We start from the raw sequence: 23,051 nt of genomic DNA, 5'->3' as shown, positions 1-23,051 counted from the left end.
CTTGCCGGTCGAACCGGCAAGCATCACCACCCCCTCGGTGGGTGGGCCAAAGCGGGCTGTGGACGAGGGGCATCATTTCAGCGGCGCATCGGTGCGCTCGGCGATGCGCAGCACGGCCGAGCGCGAACGCGGGTTGGCCGCCACCTCGGCGTCACTGGGCATCACGCGCCCCAGCGCCTTCAGCGCCAGCGGCGGTGGCGGTGCGAACGGTGCGCGGCGGTCCACCTCGGTCTTGCTGTGCGCGGCGATGAACTGCTTCACACGCCGGTCCTCCAGCGAGTGAAAGCTGATGATGCTCAGCCGCCCGCCCGGCGCCAGCAGCCGCAGCGCCGACTTCAGTCCCTGGTCCAGCTGGTCAAGCTCGCCGTTGACATGAATCCGAAGAGCTTGAAAGGTGCGCGTGGCCGGGTCCTGGCCGGGCTCACGGGTCTTGACCGTGCGAGCCACGAGTTCGCGCAGTTCGTCGGTGCGCGTGAGCGGCGCACCGGCTTCTCGGCGAGCAACAACCGCCTTTGCAATCTGGCCAGCAAACCGTTCTTCGCCATAGTCCCGAATCACCCGTGCGATGTCGCGCTCGTCAGCGCGTGCCAGAAAGTCCGCCGCGCTTTCGCCGCGCGTCGTGTCCATGCGCATGTCCAGCGGCCCGTCGAAGCGGAAGCTGAAACCCCGCTCCGGGTTGTCGATCTGCGGGCTGGACACGCCCAGATCCAGCAGCACGCCGTCGACCTGGTGCACGCCCAGCGCCGCCAGCTCGTCGGCCATGTCGGCGAAGCCGGCGTGAACGATGGAGAAGCGCGCGTCCGTGATCGCCGCGGCGGCCGCCACGGCCTCCGGGTCGCGGTCGATGCCGATCAAGCGCCCCTGCGGCCCCAGCCGGGCCAGCAGCGCGCGCGAATGGCCGCCACGGCCGAACGTGCCGTCCACATAGACGCCGTCCGGGCGCGCGAGCACGCCCTCCACCGCCTCGTCCAGCAGCACGGTCGTGTGGCGGAACGTGGCGCTCTCGTTCACCTGGGTGCCCATCAGAAACTGAAATCCTTGAGTGCGTCAGGCATGGGCCCGGCGAGCACCTCGGCCTCCTGGGCCGCGTGCGTCTTCTTGTCCCACAGCTCGAAGTGGCTGCCCATGCCCAGCAGCACGACGTCCTTGTCCAACCCGGCGCTCTCGCGCAGCTCGGGCGAGACCAGCACGCGCGCCGCCGAATCGATCTCGACGTCCATCGCATTGCCCAGGAACACGCGCTTCCAGCCGGCCGCCGACATCGGCAGCGCCGCGACCTTGTCGCGGAAGACTTCCCAGGTGGGACGCGGGAACAGCATCAGGCAGCCGTCGGGGTGCTTCGTGATCGTCAGCCGCCCCTCACAGAGCAGCTGCAGCACTTCACGGTGCCGCGCGGGAACGCCCAGGCGCCCCTTGGCGTCAAGCACCAAGTTGGAGGCCCCTTGAAAGACGATTTCCGACACTTTTCACCACGAAACAACACTTTCTCCCACTTTAAGCGCCGCAACAGGCAGGGTCAAGGTTGGACGGGTCGTTTTTGCAATGAAATCAAGCACTTACGGAATACTGTACAAATAAACAGTATCGCGGAAAATAGTGTTCAGAAATAAGGACTTGGCGAAGTATTGAGAGGCGCAGCTTTAGATTTCGCGGCCAAGCGGCAGCCAGCCACCCCCACGTTGCAGGTCGGCGAAACCTGGCGAAACCGGTGGTCGCGGGTGTCGGACGCTGGCCATGGGCCTGGCCGGCGCCGCAAGAAAGCCGCCGGCCGCCGCGTGCCGCATCGCGCATCGCGCACACGGGCGGCAGCAGGCCAGTGGCCAGCGCCCCGGACGCGACGCCGCGCTCTCAGGCGCCCCGCTGCGGCGCTAGGCCGGCAGCTTCACCACGCGGGAGAACTCGTTGATCAGCCCGGCAAGCTTGCTGAACTGCGGGCCGACGGCCGACTTGACCATGTAGCCGGCGATCAGCTCCTGGTAGGCGCGGGAGCGGTCGGCATCGGAATCCGACGTCGTCAATACGAAGATGACGCTGTCGCGCAGCTGGGCGTCCTGGCGGATCGCCGCGAGGAATTCGAAGCCGTTCATTCGCGGCATGTTGAGATCCAGCAGCACGATGAGCGGCCGGCCCATGGGCTCGGCGCCACGCCCCCTCAGCATGTCCAGGCCGATCTGGCCATCCGCCGCCGCCAGCACGCGGAACTGCCCCGGCACCTTGCGCAAAGCCCGCAGCACCATCTCCGACGTCAGGTCGTCGTCGTCCACCACGAGGACGTTGAGCGTAGATTCAGTCATCCAGGTCACTCCTTATGAAGCGCGGCCAGCGGACGACGAAGGTGGTGCCGCGCTGGCCGTCGCGCGAGACGAGATCGATGTGACCGCCATGCACCTCCACGAGCCGCTTGGCAACCGCCAGCCCCAGGCCGGAGCCCTTGCGCTCGGAGGCGGTCAGCGTCTGGAACAGGCGAAACGCCCTGCCTTGGACCACCTCGGGGATGCCCGGGCCGTCGTCCTGCACCGAGATCACGACATGCTCACCCTCGTCGCGCGAGCGCAGCTGCAGGCACCCCTGCCCCGTGTCATGGTGCTTGATGGCGTTCGAGTAGAGGTTGCGCAGCACGGTGGCCAGCGGCGTGCGCGCGCCATCGAAGGGCTGGGCCTGCAGGTCGGTCACGACGGCCATCGTCGACGGCGGCGGGTCGAGGCTGACGAGGTCGTCCACCAGCGCCGCCAACTCGATGCGCTCGTACTTGCCCGAGCGCTTGCCAGCGCGTGCATAGACGAGCAGGTCCTCGATCAGGTTTTCCATGCGGTGGATACGCTCGTGCATGCGGTCCAGGTGGCTGCCGACCGACGCATCGACGTCACCGGGCAGGTCTTCGCGGATGAAGTCGACCAGGTGGCTGATGCCCCGCAGCGGCGAGCGCAGGTCATGCGAGGCGACGTAGACGAACTCCTCCAGCTGCGCATTCGCGTCGCGCAGCTGCATCTCCGCGCGCTTGCGGCGCGTCAGGTCCACCACGGAGGCCAGGGCCATGCGCCCCCGCGCCGTCGTCACCGAGCTGAGCCCCACCTCGACGGGGATCTCGACACCGTCCTTGCGCAGCCCGGTCAGGTCGCGTCCCTCGCCCATGTTGCGGCGGCTGGGCGCCTTCAGGAAGGCGTCGCGCATGCCCACGTGGGCCTGCCGGTGACGATCCGGCAGCAGCGTCTCGATCGGCCTCCCGGCCAGCTCCGACTCGGCATAGCCGAACGTGCTGCGCAAATGCTCGTTGGCCAGCACGATGTGCCCACGGTCGTCGACCATCAGCATGCCGTAGGGCGCGGCTTCGATCACGGCGCGGAAGCCCGACTCGATCTGCCGCCGCTCGGTGCAATCGATGATCGTGGCGAGCACGGCTTGCCGGCCCGCGTAGCTCAGCGGCCGCAGACCGACCTCGACCGGAAATTCGGAGCCGTCGCGCCGCAGCGCGAACAGCTCGCGGCCGGCACCCATCGCCCGCGGGCCGGGAGCGCGCTCGTAATCAGCCCGATGCTGCGCATGCGCCGCACGATGGCGCTGCGGCAGCAGCTCGTCGACGCTGCGGCCCACGAGATCGTCCACCGCATAGCCGGCCATGCGCGCCATCTCGGCGTTCACGAACAGCAGCACGCCATCCGCATCGGCGATGGCGATGCCGATGGGCAGCGCGTTCGCCAGCAAGGACATGTCGATCGAGGTGACGGCTTCTGCGCTCATGTGCTGCCCCTTCCCCGGCGGTTCTCGCTCCGCCCATGGTCGTGATGGCCGGCCGGCGCTGCCCCGCCAGGGGCGCGCGCGGCAACCCCTGTCAGTCCTCGAGCGGCGGCGCAAGGGCGCCATCGCCCGCGCCGGCTTCCTGCTCGACGATCCACGTCAGCGCCGCATCGATGGTCATCGGCCGGCCAATGCCGTAACCCTGCCCGTAGCGACAACCCAGTTCCAGCAGGCGCGCCAGGCATTCGGGCGTCTCCACCCCTTCGGCCACCAGCCGCAGGCCCCGGGCCTCGCAAAACACCGCCAGGCAGGTGACCAGCGACTGGTCGAAGCTGCGCTCCGTCAGGTTCAGGATGTAGGACTTGTCGATCTTGATCTCGCGCACCATGAAGTCGCGCAGATAACCGAACGACGTGAAGCCGGCGCCGAAGTCGTCGATGGAGAGATCGATGCCGCGCGTTGCCAGTTCGTCGAGCACCTTGCGCGCCTGGCTGGGGTTGCTGATGAGCGCCGTCTCCGTCAGCTCCAGCACCAGCCGGCGCGGGTCGATGCCGGCGCTGTCCAGCTTCTGGATGACGTGCTCGACCAACCCGGGCTGCTGCAGCACCCGCGCCGACACGTTGACCGAAATGCTCAGGTGCGGGTGGGTCGGCCCTAGCCGCTGCAAATGGCCCAGCGCGGCGTCGATGGTGGCCAGCGTGAAGGGCCAGATCAGCTTGGACCCCTCGATCGCCGTGATGAAGGCGTCCGGCGCGATCGGGCCGAAGCGGCTGTGGCGCCAGCGGGCCAGCGCCTCGAAACCCGTCGGCCGCGACGCCGCCAGATCGACCTTGGGCTGCAGGTGCCACTGGATGTCGCCCCGCTCCAGCGCCAACTCCATCTCACCCATCAGCACCATGCGGTCGAGGATGTTGGTGCTGCCCGGCTCCAGGTCGTCGTAGAGCATGACCTTGTCGAGGTTGCGCTTGGCGCGGTACATGGCCTGGTCCGCCCGCGACAGCAGCGTGGTGACGTCGTGCCCATGCTGGGGTGCCACGACGATGCCGATGGAGGCCGCAATGCTCAGCGGCCCACAAGACAGGGCCATGGGCGCCTCCAGCGCACCGACAAGCTTGCGGCCGACCGCCTCGGCGACATCGAGCGTGGCGACGCCCGGCAGCAGCACGGCGAACTCGTCGCCGCCCAGCCGCGCCGCCGTGTCGACCTCACGAACGCCCTCCCGCAGACGGCGCCCCACCTCCACGAGCAACTCATCCCCCAGCAAGTGGCCGAACTCGTCATTCACCTGCTTGAAGCGGTCCAGGTCGATCATCAGCAGCGCGAAAGCATGGCCATCGCGGCGCTGCTGCGCGCAGTGGTACTCGATGCGATCAAGGAACAGATGGCGATTGGGCAGATCGGTCAGCGCGTCGTGCAGGCTGCGGTGGATCAGCTCCTGCTCTGCCACACGGGCGCGCTGGTGACCCTCGATCCAGTCCAGCCCGTCGCGGATGGCAACCGCCACGCGCTCGCCGGTCAGCTCGTTCTTGCTGAGGTATTCGTGGATGCCCAGCTTGATGGCGTCTGCCGCCGCGCGGTCGGAGCCATAGCCCGTGACGGCGATCACGACACAGTCCGAGCCCACCAGCTGCCAGATGTCGGGCAGCAAGTCCCGGCCATCGCCGTCGTCGAGCTTGAAGTCGAGAAAGATGAAGGAGAAGTTCTTCGCCTGCCCGCGCAGCTCGGCCAGCGCCGACACCTTGCTGTTGGCCTCGGCCACATCGACTCCGGGGCGGCAGCGCTTGAGCAGGCGTTTGAGCTTCTCGCGGTCGACGTCATCGTCGTCGATGACCAGCGCGTGGACCGGCATCCCAAGGCGATCGGATCGGTCCACGCTTTCGGTACCTGATGAGACTTGGGCCATGTCCGGCAGTCAGGAATATTCCGATCACCCAGCATATCGTGGGCGAATTCGAATGTGTCACTCGCAACCCTGCCGGCAACCGGGGCGACCGGCCGATCACCCTCAGCATTGCGGGTGCCTTTGCCCCTTGAATCGTCGCCTGCCGTCCCTATAATCTGAGGCTGCTAGCACTCTCCGCATTCGAGTGCTAACGAAATCGGGCCGCCAATACAGGCCCCGTTTTTTCGGCGCGCCGCAGCTCCATCGAGCCGTGGCCGCCGCGATTCAAACTCTGAAGGAGCCCCCATGAAGCTGCGCCCCCTGCACGATCGCGTGATCGTTCGCCGCCTGGAACAGGAAACCAAGACCGCCTCCGGCATCTTCATCCCCGACAACGCCGCCGAGAAGCCTGACCAAGGCGAAGTCCTGGCCGTCGGCCCTGGCAAGCGCAACGACAAGGGCGAATTCGTGGCCCTGAACGTGGTCGTCGGCGATCGCGTGCTGTTCGGCAAGTACTCGGGCCAGACCGTCAAGGTCGACGGCGAAGAGCTGCTGGTCATGCGCGAAGAAGACCTCTTCGCCGTCGTTCAAAAGTAATGATCCGGGGATGGACCATCACGCCGTGATGCTCCGTCCTCGCTGATCAAGTGGCTTGCGGGACAGACCGAAGCGCACGGCGCGAACTCTGTCCTCAGCTGATTCAGAGAATTCGACTCTGACCCCAATTTAAGTATTCGGAGAATCAAATGGCAGCAAAAGACGTGATCTTTGGCGGCGAAGCCCGTGCCCGCATGGTCGAGGGCGTCAACATCCTGGCCAACGCGGTCAAGGTGACCCTGGGCCCCAAGGGCCGCAATGTGGTGCTCGAGCGCTCCTTCGGCGCCCCCACCGTGACCAAGGACGGCGTGTCCGTGGCCAAGGAAATCGAGCTGAAGGACAAGCTCCAGAACATGGGCGCGCAGATGGTCAAGGAAGTCGCTTCCAAGACGTCTGACAACGCCGGTGACGGCACCACCACCGCCACCGTGCTGGCTCAAGCCATCGTCCGCGAAGGCATGAAGTACGTGGCCGCCGGCATGAACCCGATGGACCTGAAGCGCGGCATCGACAAGGCGGTCGCCGCCCTGGTGACCCAGCTGAAGGCCGCTTCCAAGGCCACGACAACCTCCAAGGAAATCGCCCAGGTCGGCACCATCTCCGCCAACAGCGACGCCGACGTCGGCCAGATCATTGCTGACGCGATGGACAAGGTCGGCAAGGAAGGCGTCATCACCGTCGAAGACGGCAAGAGCCTGAACAACGAGCTGGACGTCGTCGAAGGCATGCAGTTCGACCGCGGCTACCTGTCGCCCTACTTCATCAACAACCCCGAGAAGCAGGCCGCGATTCTGGACAACCCGTTCGTGCTGCTGTTCGACAAGAAGATCAGCAACATCCGCGACCTGCTGCCCACGCTGGAGCAAGTGGCCAAGGCCGGCCGTCCGCTGCTGATCATTGCCGAAGAAGTCGAAGGCGAAGCCCTGGCGACGCTGGTGGTCAACACCATCCGCGGCATCCTGAAGGTCGTCGCCGTCAAGGCGCCTGGCTTCGGTGACCGTCGCAAGGCCATGCTGGAAGACATCGCCATCCTGACGGGCGGCAAGGTCATCGCCGAAGAAGTCGGCCTGACGCTCGAGAAGGTCACGCTGGCCGACCTGGGCCAGGCCAAGCGCGTCGAAGTGGGCAAGGAAAACACCACCATCATCGACGGCGCCGGCGCTGCTGCCGACATCGAAGCCCGCGTCAAGCAAGTGCGCATCCAGATCGAGGAAGCCACCAGCGACTACGACCGCGAGAAGCTGCAAGAGCGCGTGGCCAAGCTGGCCGGCGGCGTAGCCGTCATCAAGGTCGGTGCTGCCACCGAAGTCGAGATGAAGGAAAAGAAGGCCCGCGTGGAAGACGCGCTGCACGCCACCCGTGCCGCCGTTGAAGAAGGCATCGTCGCCGGTGGCGGCGTGGCCCTGCTGCGTGCCAAGCAAGCTGCTGGCGAGATCAAGGGCGACAACGCTGATCAAGACGCCGGCATCAAGCTGATCCTGAAGGCCATCGAAGCCCCGCTGCGCGAGATCGTCTACAACGCCGGTGAAGAGTCGTCGGTCGTCGTCAACGCCGTGCTGCAAGGCAAGGGCAACTACGGCTACAACGCCGCCAACGGCACCTATGGCGACATGATCGAAATGGGCATCCTGGACCCGACCAAGGTGACCCGCACCGCGCTGCAGAACGCCGCTTCGGTCGCTTCGCTGATGCTGACGACCGAGTGCATGGTCGCCGAATCGCCGAAGGAAGAAGCTGCCGGCGGCGGCATGCCTGGTGGCATGGGCGGCATGGGTGGCATGGGCGGCATGGACATGTAAGTCCAAGCCGGCGACACACCCGTCGCTGACAAACGAGAAGGGGCTGCGCGAGCAGCCCCTTTTTTTATGGCGACGCCACAGCAGCGACGACGGCGGGCCTCATGCCTGCAACAGTGAGAGCAGGTCGGCGGCGAAACGCGGCGCGTCGCACAACGGGCTGGCGGCCATGCGATCACGCAACTCGGCACGCAACCGCGCCAGCCCCTGCCGATCAGCGATGCGCGCGGCAGCACGGCGCACAAAGTCCGGCCCATCGGCAGCCACCCAGTCGTCCGCCAGCCCCAGCGTCTGCAGAAAGCTCAGACCCTGGCGCGAGATCGGCGCGGCACCGGGCAGTGTCAGCACCGGCACGCCCATCCACAAGCCGTCCAGCGTCGTCATGCCGCCGCTGTGCGGGAACGGGTCCAGCGCGATGTCCACGCGGCCGAAAGCGGCCAGGTAGCCCGCCATCGACGCCGGGCCCTCGAGCAGCAGCGCGCTCGCATCACCGGGCCAGCGCGCCCGCAACGCCGCGCGCTCGGCCTCGTGCTGCAACCCCGGCGCCTTGACCAGCAGCCGGCTCCCCGGCGCCGCCGCCAGCACGCGGGCCCACAAGGCCAGCACGTCGTCGCCCAGCTTGTGCAGCGCATTGAAGCTGCCAAAGCAAGGCTGCCCGCCCAGCGCCGTCACGGCCGGCGCATCGGCCGGCGGTGCATAGACCGTGAAGCTGTGCGGCAGCCGGCGCAGCGGTTCGCTGAACAAGGCACCGGCCGCGTCCGGCAACAGCCAGCAATCCCCGATGAAGCCCGCCATGCCGGCCAGCCCCGTGCTGCCGGCATAGCCCAGCCAGCTGAATTGCCGCGGCGCCGGCTGCCGGGCCAGCACGCCCAGCCGATGGCCGCCCGTGTGGCCGTTGAGGTCCAGCAGGATGTCGATCCCGTCGGCGGCGATGCGTTCGGCCAACGTGGCATCGTCCATCTCCGTCACGCCGAGCCAATGCCGCGTGGCGCCCCGCAACCGGCGCGTCAGCGCATCGTCGCCGCGCTGGTTGGCATAGACGAAGAGCTCGCAGCGCGCCGCCAGCGCCGGCAGCCAGGCCTGCGCCAGCCGGCCGACCGGGTGCTGACGCAGGTCGGCCGACAACAGGCCCACGCGCAAGGGCCCCGGCCCGCGGGCCGCGTGCGCCACGGCCGGTGCCTGCGCCGCCCGGCCAAACGCCGCCGCCTCTGCCGCAGTCTCCAGGCCCCGGTAGGTGCGCAACAACAGGCGATCGCTGCGCGCAGACAGCCGGGCCGGGTCTTGCTCGATGAGCCGCCCGAGCACCGCGTCGGCCTCGTCGAGCGCGCCCTGGCGCTTCAAGGCCTGGGCCAGATTGCTCAGCGCCTGCGGCGACTGCGGCGCGGCAGCCAGCGCTGCGCGGTAGGCCGCCACGGCGTCGGTGAAGCGGTCATCGGCCAAACGCAAGCCGCCCAGGTTCGCCAGCAACGCCGCCCGGCGCTCGGGCGCGGGGGCGAGCGCCAACGCCGCCCCCAGCACGGCCTCGCCCCGCGCCGGCCTGAGCAGGCTCAGATTGCAGGCCGCCTCGACGTGGCCGGCATCCAGCCGCAACACCTGCTCCCAGGCCTCCACATGGCCCGGCGCCAGCGCGAGCGCACCCCGCAGCGCCGCTGCAGCCTGCACCGGCTGGCCCGCGGCCAGCAGCGCCGTCGCCGCGTGCAGCCGCAGCGCGGCATCGCGCGGCTGTGCCATCACGGCCTGCCCGAACGCGTCGGCCGCCTCGGCATGCCGCCCCAACGCCAGCAGCGCCCTCGCCCGGTTGCCCAGCGCGGCGCTCAGGCCGGGCTGCAGCGTCAGCGCACGCTCGAAGGCCTGCAGCGCCTCCTGCGGCAGCGACAGCGCCAGCAGCGCATTGCCCAGGTTGTTGTGCGCACCGGCCAGGCGCGGCTGCAGCCGCAGTGCCTGCTCGTACGCGGCACGGGCCTCGCGCCACCGGCCGCGCGCCGCCAGCAGCGCGCCGAGGTTGGCGGCCAGCTCCGCATCGCCGGGCAAGAGCTGCATCGCGCGCTCAAGGGCCGGCTGGGCATCCTCACCGAGCAACTGCTGCGCCACCGACAGCGCCTTCCAGATCTGCCCGTCCTGCGGTTGCAGCGCCAGCAATTCGCGGGCTCGGCTTGCCATGTCGGCATGGCGACCGGCTCGAAAAAGCGTGAATAGGTCCTGAACTGACGTGTTTGCCATGCAACTAAGCCGTTCGGCGCGGGTGGCGGGCCATGGATGGCGAAGGGGGCGCCGGATAATCTCGTCTCATTGTTGCCTCGAGTCCATGTCCGCCAGCCTGCACCCCCATCACCTGATCGACCAAGCCTTGAAAGAGGCCGGCCCGCTGGCCCGCGAACTGCTCAATGTCGTGCAGGGTGAAATCGACGCCAAGCCCCAGCACTTCGCGCTGCGCGAGTTCTGGCGCAAGGTTCGCACGCAGTTCGCGGCCCACTTCGAGGACCGTCTGATCGACCTGCTGCAGGCCGCTCGCCGCGGGGAGGACCCGCTGTACCGTCCGCTGCAGGGCGGCGGCCTGGGCGCCGGGCTCAGCCTCGTCGACGAGCACCAGGCCTTGCAGGACGTCGCCATCGCGCACGTCACCCATGCCGCCGACGACGCCAGCCGCGCCGAGCTGCACCAGATCGGCAATTTCTACGCCGCGTTGCGCGGCATCGCGCGCGCGCGCGAGCGCGACAACCCGCTGCGCCCGGCGCTCTACGCGCATGCGCTGCACCGCGCCCTGGCCGCCAGCCCCGTCAATGCCCAGGTGCAGTACGAGTTGATGCGCGTGGCGGCGCTGCCGCTGGCGCAGTTGCTGCACCGCCAGTACGTGGCCGCCTGCGCCGCTCTGCAAGCGGCCAACATCGGCGACATGGTGGCCTCCCACGGCAGCCCCCAGACCGACCCCCACGCCCACCAGCGCCTGGCTGCCGCGCACGGCATCGGCGCACGGACGCAGCCCGGCACGCTGGACGGCCTGTCGCGCCGCGTCGACGCCGTCAACTCGCGGCCGCAGACGCTCAGCGCCGGGCCGGCACGCGACGCGAACACAACGCAGCCCTTCGTGCGCACGACCGGGCCGGACATGCTCAGCCGGCTCTACGACCAGATCCTGGCCGACCCGCGCCTGCTGCCGCCACTGAAGGCGCTGCTCGGGCGGCTGCAGGTCGCCGTGGTGCGGCTGGCGCGCGCCGACACGTCGCTGCTGCGCCGGCAGGATCACCCCACCTGGTCGCTGCTCAACCGCGTGGCCGCGCACGGCATGGCATTCGACCGCGTGGACGACGCGCGCCTCGTCGAGTTCCTGCGTTTCATGGACGCCGAGACCCAGCTCCTCGTGGCCGCGCCGACGCCCACCGCCACGCTCTTCCAGCAGGTGCTGGCCCGCGTCGATGCCCATATCGACCAGCAGGCGCGCCAGAGCAGCGCGCTCGATGCCGGCGCGCTCGCGGCGCTGGAGCGCGAACAGCAGCGCACCGAATGGCGTGAGCTCGTTCGCCAGCAGATCGGTCACCAGATCGACGACGCGCCGCTCGCGCCGCGGGTGCACCGCTTCCTGCAGACGGCGTGGGTGGAAGTGATCGTCAACGCCATGGTTCGCCATGGCCGCGAGTCGCCGGAAGCGCTGGCTTCGATGGAGTTCGTCGACGCCATCGTCGACAGCCTGACCACACCGCGCGACATGGGAGACCGCGAGGCGCTGCGCATGCGTCAGCCCGTGCTCATCGAGCGGTTCCACGCGGGCTGCGAGAGCATCCAGCTGCCCCAGTCCCGGCGAGAACAAGCCCTCAAGGAGCTGATGGCGCAACACGCTCGGCTGCTGCAAGGGCTGCCGGCGCTGGAGGGCGGCGTGCGCCGCCAACGCCCCGACGCCGCGGGCAACGTGGCCCCGATGTCTGCCGACGAGATCGTCCATCGGCTCATGGAAGAGCGGGACTCGCACGTGCCATCCCAATGGCTCAGCGCCGACGTCGACCGCGCCGAACTGCCCACCGTGCCGGTGCAGCTCTACAAGGAGCTGGACTCGCCGGACGCCCGCGCCGCACTGCAGCAATGGATCGACGCCCTGCAGATCGGCCGCTGGTTCCACATGTTCATCCAGGGCGACTGGCACACCGCGCAGATCGCCTGGATCAGCGAAGGCCGCCAGTTCGTGTTGTTCGTCGGGCGCGAGGCGGATGAACGCCTGCCGCTGACGCGCCGCGCGCTGGAGGCCTTGCTGGCCAATGGCCTCATCGCGGCGCTGGAGGACGACAACATCGTCCAGCGCGCCGTCGACACGCTGATGAGCGATCTCGACGGCGGTTGATCGTCAGGCGTCCGGCGCGGCGCCCTCGGCATCGTCGTCGGCGGTGAGCGACTCCAGCGGCTCGATCGCCACCGTGGGTTCGAACATCGTGGGCCGGTGCGCCAGCACCCACTCACGCAGCGCCAGCGCCACGTCACCCACGCCGCTCTTCTTCAGCGCGGAGAACAGCGTCACGGACACGTCGGACACCTCGGTGGACATGCCGGCCAGGTAGTCGGTCGTCGCGCGCAGCATCGCGTCGGCCTCCTTGCGGTTGAGCTTGTCCGACTTGGTCAGCAGCACCAGCAGCTTGATCTCACCCGTGGAAACGCGGGCGGCGACGAACTCCAGCAACTGCTTGTCGAGGTCGGTCAGGCCCAGCCGCGAGTCCACCATCAGCACGACGCCGGACAGGCTGCGCCGCACCGCGAGGTAGTCGGCCATGACCTTCTGCCAGCGCACCTTGGCGGCTTTGGCCACGGCGGCGTAGCCATAGCCCGGCAGGTCGGCGAACAACGCATCCGCGCGGTCCTTCGGACCCAGCTCGAACAGGTTGATGTGCTGCGTGCGGCCCGGCGTCTTGGACGCGAAGGCGAGGCGCTTCTGCTGGGCCAGCGTGTTGATGGCGGTCGATTTGCCGGCGTTGGAGCGGCCGACGAAGGCAATCTCGGGCAGCTCGGTCGCCGGCAGATGGATGAGCTGGCTGGCGGTCGTCAGGAAGCGCGCAGTGTGCGTCCAGGCCAGGGCCAGCTTCTCGGTCAGGGGCTCCGGCGAAGCGGCATCAGGGAATTCGTTGGTCATGGCAGATCGGGCGCTGTGGTTCAGCATTGTAAAATTGCAAGGTTGCGCCCTTAGAGATCCAACAAATCCATGAAGACTGTCGCCATCCTCCTGTCGAGTCTGCTGCTGGCCGCCACGGCTTCTGCGAACGAGCCGCCCGCCACTGCCAAGCCTGACCTCGCCAAGGGTGGCGCCATCTCTTCTCAAGTGTGCGCGGCCTGCCACGTCGCCGACGGTTCTCGCGGCGCGCCGGCCAACCCCATCCTGCAAGGCCAGCACGCCGACTACCTCGTCAAGCAGCTGACCGAGTTCAAGAGCGGCAAGCGCCAGAACGCCGTCATGACCGCCATGGCCGCGCCGCTGTCCGAAGAAGACATCCGCAATGTCGCCGCCTTCTACGCCGCCAAGACGGCCAAGCCCGGCTTCGCGAAGAACAAGGACACGGTGGAGCTGGGCCAGAAGATCTACCGCGGAGGTGTTGCAGAACGCAACATTCCCGCATGCGCGGCCTGCCACGGCCCGACGGGTTCGGGCATCCCGGTCCAGTACCCGCGCATCGGCAGCCAGCATGGCGAATACATCGAGGCGCAGATGAACGCCTTCCGCAGCGGCACGCGCACCAACTCGCCGCAGATGACCGCCGTTGCCGCGAGAATGAACGACAAGGAAATCAAGGCCGTGTCCGACTACATCGCCGGCCTGCGCTGACCGCGCGCAAACTGCCTTGTTGAACGAAGGCCGGTGTTACTCACCGGCCTTTTTTGTTGGCCGACACTCCCGAGCCTGATGTCTTCTGTCTCCGCCGCCCCCCGCCCGTCCGCCGCCCGAGAGCTGCTGGACCTGCTCGCGTCCATGCGCTTCGCGATCGCGCTGCTTTGCGTGATCTGCATCTCGGCCATCATCGGCACCGTGCTGCGCCAGGGCGAGCCCATGGGCAACTACGTCAACCAGTTCGGCCCCTTCTGGGCCGAGGTGTTTGGGCAACTCGGCCTCTACACGGTCTACAGCGCCCCCTGGTTCCTGGTCATCCTGGCGTTCCTGGTGATCTCCACCAGCCTGTGCATCGCCCGCAACGCGCCCAAGATCATTGCGGACCTGAAGAGCTACAAGGAAGGCGTGCGCGAGCAGTCGCTGCAAGCCCATCATCACAAGGCCATCGGCGAGGTGCCGAGCAACCCGGCGATGGCACTCGTGGAAATCGGCAACGTGCTGACGGCCCTGGGCTGGAAGGCGCGCGTGCAGCAGCGCGAGAACGGCACGATGATCGCCGCCCGCCGTGGCGCGACGAACAAGATCGGCTACCTGGCGGCGCACTCGGCCATCGTGCTCATCCTCATCGGCGGCGTGCTGGACGGCAACGCGATGGTGCGCCTGGCCATGTTGGCGCAGGGCAAGGAAGTCTTCACCGGATCGGGCTTCATTCGCGACATCGGCCCGCAATACCGGCTCAGCGCCGCCAACCCCAGCTTCCGCGGCAATGTCTCCGTGCCGGAACACCAACGCCAGGGCATTGCGACGCTGGGCCTGCCCAGCGGCGTTGTGCTGCAGGACCTGCCATTCGACATCGAGCTCAAGGCATTCAAGGTCGACTACTACCCGACCGGCATGCCCAAGAGCTTTGCCAGCGACATCGTCATCCATGACGGCGACACGCGGCGCGAGGCGACCGTCAAGGTGAACGAGCCGGTCATCCACGACGGGATTGCCATCTTCCAGAGCAGCTTCGAGGACGGCGGCAGCCAGTTGCAGCTCAAGGTGTTGCCGCTGGACGGCGGCGCGCCGTCGAAGATCGAAGGCCGCGTGGGCAACCGCCTCGCCTTCGGCGACCAGGTGCTCGAACTCGACGGCCTGCGCGTCATCAACGTTGAAAACCTGAGCGGCGACACCGCCAATGCCAGCGGCGCCGACGTGCGCAAGGTCGATCTTGGCGAACGCTTCAGCAAGCACCTGGGCAGCGGCGCCAAGACCGCCAGTGAGAAGGTGCTGCACAACGTGGGGCCGAGCTTCAGCTACAAGCTGCGCGACGCGGCGGGGCAGGCCCGCGAATACAACAACTACATGCTCCCGGTGGAGCTGGACGGCCAGCGCGTGTTCCTCGCCGGCATGCGCGAGTCCCCCGCCGACAACTTCCGCTACCTGCGCATGCCGGCCGACGAGAACGGCGCCCTCGACGGCTGGCTGCGCCTGCGCCAGGCGCTCGCCGAGCCGCTGCTGCGCAAGGCCGCCGCCAGTGCCTATGCCAAGTCGGCCACGCCACCCGACCAGCCCCACATGCACGAGCAACTGGAGAAAACCGCCCTGCGGACGCTGACGCTGTTCGCCGGCGCCGGCGCCAACCCGGGCGACGACATCAAGGGCGGCCTGCCCGCGCTGTCGCAGTTCGTCGACCGCGACGTGCCCGAAGCGGACCGGCAACGCGTGACCGAAGTGCTGCTGCGCATCCTCAACGGCAGCCTGTTCGAGCTGCACCAGATCGCACGCGCCAACGCCGGCCTGCCGCCCGCCAACGTCGACAAGGCCGCGCAGTCCTTCATGACGCAGGCCGTCATCTCGCTGTCGGACAGCCTCTACTACCCCTCGCACACGCTGCTGCAGCTGGAGAGCTTCGACCAGGTCCAGGCCAGCGTGTTCCAGGTCGCCCGCGCACCGGGCCAGAAGCTGGTCTACCTGGGCGCCGTTCTGCTCATCGTCGGCGTGTTCGCCATGCTCTACATCAAGGAGCGCCGGCTGTGGGTGTGGATCGCGCCCAGCGCCGACACCGCCAGCTCGCACGTGCGCATGGCCATGTCCAGCACGCGCGAATCGCCCGATAACGCCGCCCTGTTCACGCAGTTGAAGGCAGCCGTCCTGAAGGAAACATCATGAACACCACCACCTTCGACTTGCCGCGCCGCCACATGCTGCAGCGCCGCGACACGCTGGACTGGGCCTTCGCCGCGCTGGTGCTGCTCGGCGGCGGCTATGCCTTCAGCCGCTACCAGGCCAGCATGAACGGCTACGAGCAGGGCATCCTGTTGTGCGCCGTGCCGGCCTTGATCGCGCTGGGCTGGTTCTGGCGCCCGCTGCGCCTGCTGTGCGTGGCGTCGGGGGCGGCCACGCTGCTGGCCATCGGCCTGTACGCGCGCAACACCGACGGCTTCGGCGCCGACCTGGCTGCCGGCGAGCAGACCTTCTGGCTTAAATACCTGCTGTCCAGCCAGAGCGCCATCCTGTGGATGAGCCTGCTGTTCTACATGAGCACCCTCTTCTACTGGGGGGGCTTCTTCGCCCGCGCCGGCCGCAACAGCATGGCCGAGGTCGTCGGCTCCAAGCTGGCCTGGGGCGGCGTGGCGATGGCATTGATCGGCACGCTGGTGCGCTGGTACGAAAGCCACCAGATCGGCCCGGACATCGGCCACATCCCCGTCAGCAACCTCTACGAGGTGTTCGTGCTGTTCTGCTGGCTAACGACGCTGTTCCACCTGTACTACGAGCAGCGCTTCGCCACCCGCTCGCTGGGCGCCTACGTGATGCTGGTCGTCAGCGTCGCCGTGACCTTCCTGCTCTGGTACACGGTCGCTCGCGAGGCGCAGGAAATCCAGCCGCTGGTGCCGGCGCTGCAGAGCTGGTGGATGAAGATCCACGTGCCCGCCAACTTCGTCGGCTACGGCAGCTTTGCGCTCGCGGCCATGGTGGCGCTGGCCTATCTGCTGAAGACGGCGACATCTCGCGCGCTGTGGACCGGCCTCGTCGGCATGCCGCTGGGCATCATCGCGGTCATCGTGGCCGTGCGCTTCGGCGCCGGCCTGGATGCCGCCACGATCACCGGCCTGGACGGCTGGGCGCGCAAGATCGGCGGCGTCGCGGTGTTCCTGGCGGTGGCGATCGTGCTGCGCCCGCGCCTGACGGCCCGCCTGCCCGAGCTGCCGCAGCTCGACGACCTCATGTACAAGGCCATCGCGCTGGGCTTCGCGTTCTTCACGATCGCGACCATCCTCGGCGCCTTCTGGGCGGCCGAGGCCTGGGGGGGCTACTGGAGCTGGGACCCCAAGGAAACCTGGGCGCTCATCGTCTGGCTGAACTACGCGGCCTGGCTGCACATGCGGCTGATGAAGGGCCTGCGCGGCCAGGCCTCCGCCTGGTGGGCGCTGGTGGGGCTGCTGGTGACGACCTTCGCCTTCCTCGGCGTGAACATGTTCCTGTCGGGCCTGCACAGCTACGGCACGCTCTGACGCGCCGGCGCGCCGGTGGCTGCAGCGCGGCCTCAGCCCACCGGCAGCGCCGTCTCGTACTTCACCTCGCGCAGCACCACGTTGCTGCGCACGCTGGCCACACCGGGCAGCTTGAAGATGTGCTGCTGCAGGAACTGGTCGTAGGCCTTCATGTCCGCCGCGACGACCTTCAGCACATAGTCGGCCTCGCCGGTGATGGCGTGGCACTCGATGATTTCGCGCCGCGTGGCGACCAACCGCTCCAGCTGCTCGACCGCGCCCTCGCTGTGGCGCACCAGGCTCACATGGGCCAGCACGAGGATGGACAGGCCGACCTTCTCGCGGTCCACCAGCACCACCTGGCCGCGAATCACGCCGCGCTCCTCGAGCTCCTTCACGCGCCGCCAGACCGGCGTCGCAGACAGCCCCACCTGCTCCGCCAGCGCCTGCGTGGACAAGCGCGCATCCGCCTGCAGCGCCTCCAGGATCTGCAGACTGGCCCGGTCGAGTTGATTCGTTTCCATATTCGCCATATTTTGAGTTGAATCATCTCATCCGCCCACCTTGGCGCCGGCATTGAGGCAAGTTCATCCGCCGCTCGCGAGGAAGAATTTCCGCCCCCAACCAAGGCTCCCGCGATGACCGACACTCTGCGCCCCTACCAGCTCAGCGACAACCTCGCGGCCGACCACGGCGCAGTGTTCCTCACCGGCACGCAGGCGCTGGTACGGCTGCTGCTGGCGCAGAAGCAGCTGGACGAGCGCGCCGGGCTCAACACCGCCGGCTTCGTCTCGGGCTACCGCGGCAGCCCGCTGGGCATGGTGGACCAGCAGCTGTGGAAGGCCAAGAAGTTCCTCGATGCGGCCCGCGTCGAGTTTCTGCCGGCCATCAACGAAGACCTGGCCGCCACGGCCTGCCTGGGCGTGCAGCGCGTGGCGCTGGACCCGCAGCGCACGGTGGATGGTGTGTTTGCCCTGTGGTACGGCAAGGGGCCAGGGGTTGATCGCTCCGGCGACGCGCTCAAGCACGGCAACGTCTACGGCACGAGTCCGCTGGGCGGCGTGCTGGTGGTGTGCGGCGACGACCACGGCTGCGTGTCCAGCAGCACACCGCACCAGAGCGACCAGGCGCTGCAGGCCTGGAGCATGCCGCTCGTCCACCCGGCCAACGTGGCCGAGTACCTGGAGTTCGGCCTGTACGGCTGGGCGCTGTCGCGCTTCTCGGGCGCGTGGGTGGGCTTCAAGGCCATCTCGGAGGTCGTCGAGAGCGGCATGACGGTGGACCTGGACGCGGTGCCGCTGGATTTCACGCAGCCGGTCGATCACCACGCGCCCACCAATCTGCACATCCGCGCGGTCGACCTGCCGTCGCTGGAGCTGGAGTCGCGGCTCGCGCACAAGCTCGACGCTGTGAAGGCCTTCGCCCGCGTCAACAGCATCGACAAGCACATCGTGACGAGCCCCGCCGCCACTTTGGGCATCGTGACGGTCGGCAAGGCGCATTACGACTTCATGGAGGTGCTGCGCCGGCTGGACCTGGACCCCAACGCGCTGGCCGCGGCCGGCGTGCGCGTCTACAAGGTCGGGCTGGTCTATCCGCTGGAGCCCACGCGCATCGTCGAGTTCTGCAGCAACCTGACCGACGTGCTCGTCATCGAGGAGAAGGGTCCCGTCGTCGAGCGACAGATCAAGGAGCTGCTCTACCACCTGCCGGACTTCCAGCGCCCGCGCGTCGTCGGCAAGACCGACGAGCACGGCGCGCCGGTGCTGAGCGCCTTGGGCGAACTGCGACCCAGCCGCCTCATGGGCACCGTGGCCGACTGGCTGGCGCGCCTGAACCCCGCGCTGGACCGCCGCCACCTCGTCGTCGATTTCCTGACGCCCTGTCTGCTCTCCAACGCTGCCGACGGCGTGCGCCGCCAGCCCTATTTCTGCTCCGGCTGCCCGCACAACACGTCGACCAAGCTGCCCGAAGGCTCCCGGGCGCTGGCCGGCATCGGCTGTCACTTCATGGCGAGCTGGATGGACCGCGGCACCTCCGGCCTCATCCAGATGGGCGCCGAGGGCGTGGACTGGGCGGCGCACTCGCGCTTCACGAAGGAGAAGCACGTCTTCCAGAACCTCGGCGACGGCACCTACTACCACTCGGGCTATCTGGCCATCCGCCAGGCCATCGCGGCCCGGGCCAACATCACGTACAAGATTTTGTATAACGACGCCGTCGCGATGACCGGCGGCCAGCCGGTGGACGGCCAGACCAGCGTGCCGCAGATCGCGCGGCAGGTGGAGGCCGAGGGCGTGAAGAAGCTGGTGGTCGTGTCCGACGACATCGCCAAATACGACGGCCATCATGGCCTGTTCCCAGCCGGCACGACCTTCCACGACCGCAGCGCGCTGGATGCCGTTCAGCGCGAACTGCGGGACATCGAAGGCGTGACGGTGCTGATCTACGACCAGACCTGCGCGGCAGAGAAGCGCCGCCGCCGCAAGAAGGGCGCTACCGAGCGCCGGGCCGCCCCAAGCTCGGGCGGCGCCCCCCTCGGGGGAGCAGGCGCCGAAGGCGACGTGGGGGGCCGCGTTGCAGCGGACCCGCCGAAGCGCATATTCATCAACGAGGCCGTCTGCGAGGGCTGCGGTGACTGCGGTGTCGCGTCGAACTGCCTGAGCGTCGTGCCGGTCGAGACCGACTGGGGACGCAAGCGCGCCATCGAGCAGAGCAGCTGCAACAAGGACTTCAGCTGTGTGAACGGCTTCTGCCCCAGCTTCGTCTCCGTGCACGACCCCGTGCTGAAGAAGCGGGCCGGCGCGCGCTACACGGCGCAAGACCTGGCGCGTGAGATCGCAGCGATCCAGCCACCGGCTGCGTGGAACTGGACCGGGCCGTTCGACATGCTAGTCACCGGGGTCGGCGGCACCGGCGTCGTCACCGTCGGCGCGCTGGTGACGATGGCGGCCCATCTCGAAGGCAAGCAGGCCTCGGTGCTGGACTTCATGGGCTTTGCGCAGAAGGGTGGCGCGGTACTGTCCTTCGTGCGCGTGGCGCCGACGCTGGACCTGCTGAACCAGGTGCGCATCGACACACAGCAGGCCGACGTGCTGCTGGCCTGCGACATGGTCGTCGGCGCGAGCCCGGACGCGCTCGGCACCGTGAAAGCCGGCCGCACGCTCATCCTCGCCAACACGCACGAGCTGCCCACCGCCGGCTTCGTGCGCAACCCGGACGCCTCGCTGCAGGCGCCGTCGCTGCTGGCCAAGATGGCCTTCGCCGTGGGCGAGCAGGGCGTGCTCGAGACGGTGGATGCGCAAGACATCGCGCAGCGCCTGCTGGGCGACACGCTGCCCAGCAACATCGTCATGCTGGGCGCCTGCTGGCAGCGCGGGCTGGTGCCCGTCGGCGAGGCCGCGCTGATGCGCGCCATCGAGCTCAACGGCGTGGCCGTGGAGGCCAACAAGACGGCCTTCGCACTGGGGCGTCTCGCCATTGCCGCGCCCGATGCCATCGCCCGACTGGCCGGCAACGTCAACGTCGTGAAGCTCTTCAACTTCGACCAGCTCGACGGGCCTGACGGCCTGATCGAGCGGCGCGCACGCTTCCTGACCGACTACCAGAACGCCGCCTACGCGCAGCGCTACCGCACGCTGGTGGCCCGCGTGCGCGCTGCTGAAACGCCACTCGGCAAGGGCCAGCGCCTGACGCAGGCGGTGGCGCGCTACTACGCCAAGCTGCTGGCCATCAAGGACGAGTACGAGGTGGCGCGGCTCTACACCGACGGCCGTTTCGAAGCCGCGATGAAGGAACAGTTCGAGAACTGGTCCTCGCTGACCTTCCACCTCGCCCCGCCGCTGCTCGCGCGGCCCGGCCCCGACGGCCGCGTCAAGAAGATCGCGATGGGCCGCTGGACCTTCACCGCCTTCAGGTGGCTGGCCCGGCTCAAGGGCTTGCGCGGCGGCCCGCTGGACGTCTTCGGCAAGACCACCGAGCGCCGCATGGAGCGCCAGCTGATCGCCGACTACGAACAGCTCATCGAGGAACTGGTGGCGTCATTGACGGCCGACAACCTGGCCACCGCCGTCGACCTCGCCCGCCTGCCCGAAACGATTCGCGGCTACGGCCATGTGAAGGACGCCAACGTCGTCGCCGTGAAGCGGCAGTGGCGCACCCTGCTGGATCGCTTCCATGGCCGCGCCGCCGAGGTGACGGCGCAGCCCGTGGCAATGCCAGCGCGGGTCAAGGGCGTGGCGGAGCTGTGAGGAGGAATCGTCGCCCCCCTCGCCGACCGCTCACCGCCGACGGCGCCTCACGACCAACCCGACCAGCGGCAAGCTGACGGCGAACAACAGGCTGGACGAAACCTCCGGCACCGGTGCTACAGCTGTGGCCCAAAGCGCAAACGCCTCGTTGTACCGCTGGACAGCGCTTGCGGTGAACATCGCGTCGTACGAGAAGTTCACGAACGCATAGTCAGTGACGTTGTTCTCTTGGCGCATCTGGAAGACCGATCGGCCATCTGCAGACTTGAGCATCAGCGCAACGCCGCTGTATTCGTCCGGCGTGAACAGCCCCAATTTGAGCCGGCCACCATCTGCGTCCAGCACGGCGGAGGCACCTGTACCGGTATAGCTCAACGACCACGCTGCATTGCTGTTGTCCAACGTGACCAGCGCGCCGCTCGCGTTGGTCAGCACGGCACTGAAGCTCGTACCGTTGAGAAACTGCAGGATCTCAGCGGAGGTATCAAACGTACCAACGACCGACGAGGTGACCTGGATGGATGCACCTGTCACGCCCCTGTACGAAAACGGATAAGACGATGCGTCATAAGTGGTCGCGCCCGCGGCGCCAGCCGCCCCGACCAACGCTGCTGCGGCGATCCAGTTCCGAACGAAATGTGTCGACATCAAAACTCCCTGTGTTAGATGACTTTCTTGGCAGCCTGTGCTGCGGCGGCCATTCTCTACAGGTTTCGGCGCATCCCGGCCCGCCTCTGCTAACCACCCCTTAGTTGGGTGATCAACGAGACAACCAGGCATCACAGGTCGGGACCAGGCGAGGACACGCGAATGCCATGAAGCACGCGCGGCGGGGCTCCTACACCGGCTCGCGCCACCCCAGGCCCAACATGTCTTCGCCCCGATGCACCGCGTCGCCCAGCAGCATGAAGTCATCCAGCTGCGGCGGCTTGACGGACGTGCCGGAGAGCATCGCGTGAGCCTGACCACGATGATGGGTCTGGTGCATGAAGAGATGGCCCAGCACCCGGCCCAGCGGCTCGCGCGGGCCGTGCTCGATGCCGGCACCGCGATCGAACGCGATGATGCGTTCGTCATCGGCCGGAGCCAGCCCGGCGCAGAACGCGATCAGGCGCTCATCGCTGGCGGCCTGGCGCGCAGCCAGCTCCGCGGCGCTCGCCGCCGGCTGGTAGCTCGCCCAGACCTGCCGCATCTGCACATCGCCGTGCAAGGCCGCGATGTAGTAGTGATCCACGTTCAGCGCATGGTTCAGCGTCGCCGCGAGGCTCGGGAAGAACCCCGTGCGCGGCGCATGGAATTCGCCCTCCGCCAACTTGGCGACAGCCGCCAGCAGGCGCCGGTTGGCGAGGCGATTGGCGCGAGCCTGGGTCAGGAACAGGTTCATGCGGGTGATTGTGGGCCTGCCGCCTGCGCCGGCGGCTTTCCGCCGTGAGCGCTCCCATGCACCAATGCGCGGCGCGCTGACAAGCGCGTGAAATGTTTTCTAACAATATGGGCAGGTTTTTGCGCGCG

Annotated in this window: 17 protein-coding genes; 7 read left to right on the top strand and 10 right to left on the bottom strand. The window is 68.0% G+C overall.

Going from position 1 to position 23,051, the window contains the following annotated elements:
• Positions 1-72 precede the first annotated feature (72 nt).
• The 5 genes from rsmH to ACG00X_RS07375 all read right to left on the bottom strand — a co-directional run bounded on the left by rsmH (position 73) and on the right by ACG00X_RS07375 (position 5,584).
• Positions 73-1,023, bottom strand: a complete 951-nt coding sequence (gene rsmH, locus ACG00X_RS07395; protein ID WP_394487420.1) for a 16S rRNA (cytosine(1402)-N(4))-methyltransferase RsmH — start codon at positions 1,021-1,023, stop codon at positions 73-75.
• Positions 1,023-1,454 (bottom strand): division/cell wall cluster transcriptional repressor MraZ, encoded by a 432-nt coding sequence (gene mraZ / locus ACG00X_RS07390; RefSeq protein ID WP_394487439.1) that lies wholly within the window; start codon positions 1,452-1,454, stop codon positions 1,023-1,025. The genes rsmH and mraZ overlap by 1 nt, the downstream gene beginning before the upstream one ends.
• A 414-nt stretch (positions 1,455-1,868) precedes the next feature.
• On the bottom strand, positions 1,869-2,294 hold the full coding sequence (locus ACG00X_RS07385) for a response regulator (RefSeq protein ID WP_394487419.1): 426 nt from the start codon (positions 2,292-2,294) through the stop codon (positions 1,869-1,871).
• The gene (locus tag ACG00X_RS07380) at positions 2,287-3,738 is read right to left on the bottom strand and encodes a sensor histidine kinase (RefSeq protein ID WP_394487418.1); all 1,452 of its coding nucleotides are present in this window, start codon (positions 3,736-3,738) and stop codon (positions 2,287-2,289) included. The genes ACG00X_RS07385 and ACG00X_RS07380 overlap by 8 nt, the downstream gene beginning before the upstream one ends.
• Positions 3,739-3,829: 91 nt before the next feature.
• Complete coding sequence (locus ACG00X_RS07375; RefSeq protein ID WP_394487417.1) at positions 3,830-5,584, bottom strand: EAL domain-containing protein; 1,755 nt, start codon at positions 5,582-5,584, stop codon at positions 3,830-3,832.
• Positions 5,585-5,923: 339 nt separating this feature from the next.
• On the opposite strand from ACG00X_RS07375, the gene ACG00X_RS07370 reads away from it, so the two are divergent.
• A complete protein-coding gene (locus ACG00X_RS07370) occupies positions 5,924-6,214 on the top strand; it encodes a co-chaperone GroES (RefSeq protein ID WP_394400179.1) in 291 nt (96 codons plus the stop codon).
• Between the two features lie 149 nt (positions 6,215-6,363).
• Positions 6,364-8,013 carry a chaperonin GroEL gene (gene groL / locus ACG00X_RS07365; RefSeq protein WP_394487416.1) on the top strand — a complete coding sequence of 550 codons (1,650 nt, stop codon included), beginning with the start codon at positions 6,364-6,366 and terminating at the stop codon, positions 8,011-8,013.
• Between the two features lie 99 nt (positions 8,014-8,112).
• Here the strand turns inward: groL and ACG00X_RS07360 are convergent, their stop codons facing one another.
• A complete protein-coding gene (locus tag ACG00X_RS07360) occupies positions 8,113-10,170 on the bottom strand; it encodes an O-linked N-acetylglucosamine transferase, SPINDLY family protein (RefSeq protein WP_394487415.1) in 2,058 nt (685 codons plus the stop codon).
• A gap of 145 nt (positions 10,171-10,315) precedes the next feature.
• On the opposite strand from ACG00X_RS07360, the gene ACG00X_RS07355 reads away from it, so the two are divergent.
• Positions 10,316-12,340, top strand: coding sequence for a DUF1631 family protein (locus ACG00X_RS07355; protein ID WP_394487414.1), 2,025 nt, complete (start codon positions 10,316-10,318; stop codon positions 12,338-12,340).
• 3 nt (positions 12,341-12,343) lie between these two features.
• On the opposite strand, the gene yihA is transcribed toward ACG00X_RS07355, so the two are convergent.
• Positions 12,344-13,120 carry a ribosome biogenesis GTP-binding protein YihA/YsxC gene (yihA, locus tag ACG00X_RS07350; protein ID WP_394487413.1) on the bottom strand — a complete coding sequence of 259 codons (777 nt, stop codon included), beginning with the start codon at positions 13,118-13,120 and terminating at the stop codon, positions 12,344-12,346.
• A 69-nt stretch (positions 13,121-13,189) separates the two neighbouring features.
• Here yihA and ACG00X_RS07345 point away from each other — a divergent pair, with 69 nt between their 5' ends.
• The 3 genes from ACG00X_RS07345 (at position 13,190) to ccsB (ending at position 17,310) form a co-directional block, all read left to right on the top strand.
• Entirely contained in the window at positions 13,190-13,807 is a 618-nt protein-coding gene (locus ACG00X_RS07345; RefSeq protein WP_394487412.1) for a c-type cytochrome, read from the top strand.
• A gap of 78 nt (positions 13,808-13,885) precedes the next feature.
• Positions 13,886-15,964 carry a cytochrome c biogenesis protein ResB gene (locus ACG00X_RS07340; RefSeq protein ID WP_394487411.1) on the top strand — a complete coding sequence of 693 codons (2,079 nt, stop codon included), beginning with the start codon at positions 13,886-13,888 and terminating at the stop codon, positions 15,962-15,964.
• The gene (ccsB, locus tag ACG00X_RS07335; protein ID WP_394487410.1) at positions 15,961-17,310 is read left to right on the top strand and encodes a c-type cytochrome biogenesis protein CcsB; all 1,350 of its coding nucleotides are present in this window, start codon (positions 15,961-15,963) and stop codon (positions 17,308-17,310) included. Before ACG00X_RS07340 ends, ccsB begins: the two co-directional genes overlap by 4 nt.
• A 32-nt stretch (positions 17,311-17,342) precedes the next feature.
• Here the strand turns inward: ccsB and ACG00X_RS07330 are convergent, their stop codons facing one another.
• A complete protein-coding gene (locus tag ACG00X_RS07330; protein WP_394487409.1) occupies positions 17,343-17,813 on the bottom strand; it encodes an Lrp/AsnC family transcriptional regulator in 471 nt (156 codons plus the stop codon).
• Positions 17,814-17,927: 114 nt separating this feature from the next.
• Here ACG00X_RS07330 and ACG00X_RS07325 point away from each other — a divergent pair, with 114 nt between their 5' ends.
• A complete protein-coding gene (locus ACG00X_RS07325; RefSeq protein WP_394487408.1) occupies positions 17,928-21,539 on the top strand; it encodes an indolepyruvate ferredoxin oxidoreductase family protein in 3,612 nt (1,203 codons plus the stop codon).
• Positions 21,540-21,569: 30 nt separating this feature from the next.
• Here ACG00X_RS07325 and ACG00X_RS07320 read toward each other — a convergent pair whose 3' ends face one another.
• Together ACG00X_RS07320 and ACG00X_RS07315 are read right to left on the bottom strand one after the other, a co-directional pair.
• Positions 21,570-22,187, bottom strand: coding sequence for a hypothetical protein (locus tag ACG00X_RS07320; protein WP_394487407.1), 618 nt, complete (start codon positions 22,185-22,187; stop codon positions 21,570-21,572).
• A gap of 190 nt (positions 22,188-22,377) precedes the next feature.
• Positions 22,378-22,923 (bottom strand): DinB family protein, encoded by a 546-nt coding sequence (locus ACG00X_RS07315; RefSeq protein WP_394487406.1) that lies wholly within the window; start codon positions 22,921-22,923, stop codon positions 22,378-22,380.
• Positions 22,924-23,051 lie beyond the last annotated feature (128 nt).

The sequence above is a fragment of the Pelomonas nitida genome (assembly GCF_043555975.1).
In the GTDB taxonomy this organism is placed as follows: Bacteria; Pseudomonadota; Gammaproteobacteria; order Burkholderiales; family Burkholderiaceae_C; genus Pelomonas; species Pelomonas nitida.
The sequence above is the reverse complement of the archived record's forward strand: the minus strand, read 5'-3'. Positions and strand labels throughout refer to the sequence as shown.

Coding starts and splice junctions, on each gene's coding strand:
- groL (WP_394487416.1), top strand. CDS start 6,364: ATGGCAGCAAAAGACGTGATCTTTGGCGGCGAAGCCCGTGCCCGCATG.
- ACG00X_RS07375 (WP_394487417.1), bottom strand. CDS start 5,584: ATGCCGGTCCACGCGCTGGTCATCGACGACGATGACGTCGACCGCGAG.
- ACG00X_RS07315 (WP_394487406.1), bottom strand. CDS start 22,923: ATGAACCTGTTCCTGACCCAGGCTCGCGCCAATCGCCTCGCCAACCGG.
- ccsB (WP_394487410.1), top strand. CDS start 15,961: ATGAACACCACCACCTTCGACTTGCCGCGCCGCCACATGCTGCAGCGC.
- rsmH (WP_394487420.1), bottom strand. CDS start 1,023: ATGGGCACCCAGGTGAACGAGAGCGCCACGTTCCGCCACACGACCGTG.
- ACG00X_RS07325 (WP_394487408.1), top strand. CDS start 17,928: ATGACCGACACTCTGCGCCCCTACCAGCTCAGCGACAACCTCGCGGCC.
- ACG00X_RS07380 (WP_394487418.1), bottom strand. CDS start 3,738: ATGAGCGCAGAAGCCGTCACCTCGATCGACATGTCCTTGCTGGCGAAC.
- yihA (WP_394487413.1), bottom strand. CDS start 13,120: ATGACCAACGAATTCCCTGATGCCGCTTCGCCGGAGCCCCTGACCGAG.
- ACG00X_RS07370 (WP_394400179.1), top strand. CDS start 5,924: ATGAAGCTGCGCCCCCTGCACGATCGCGTGATCGTTCGCCGCCTGGAA.
- ACG00X_RS07320 (WP_394487407.1), bottom strand. CDS start 22,187: ATGTCGACACATTTCGTTCGGAACTGGATCGCCGCAGCAGCGTTGGTC.
- ACG00X_RS07360 (WP_394487415.1), bottom strand. CDS start 10,170: ATGGCAAGCCGAGCCCGCGAATTGCTGGCGCTGCAACCGCAGGACGGG.
- ACG00X_RS07385 (WP_394487419.1), bottom strand. CDS start 2,294: ATGACTGAATCTACGCTCAACGTCCTCGTGGTGGACGACGACGACCTG.
- ACG00X_RS07345 (WP_394487412.1), top strand. CDS start 13,190: ATGAAGACTGTCGCCATCCTCCTGTCGAGTCTGCTGCTGGCCGCCACG.
- ACG00X_RS07330 (WP_394487409.1), bottom strand. CDS start 17,813: ATGGAAACGAATCAACTCGACCGGGCCAGTCTGCAGATCCTGGAGGCG.
- ACG00X_RS07340 (WP_394487411.1), top strand. CDS start 13,886: ATGTCTTCTGTCTCCGCCGCCCCCCGCCCGTCCGCCGCCCGAGAGCTG.
- ACG00X_RS07355 (WP_394487414.1), top strand. CDS start 10,316: ATGTCCGCCAGCCTGCACCCCCATCACCTGATCGACCAAGCCTTGAAA.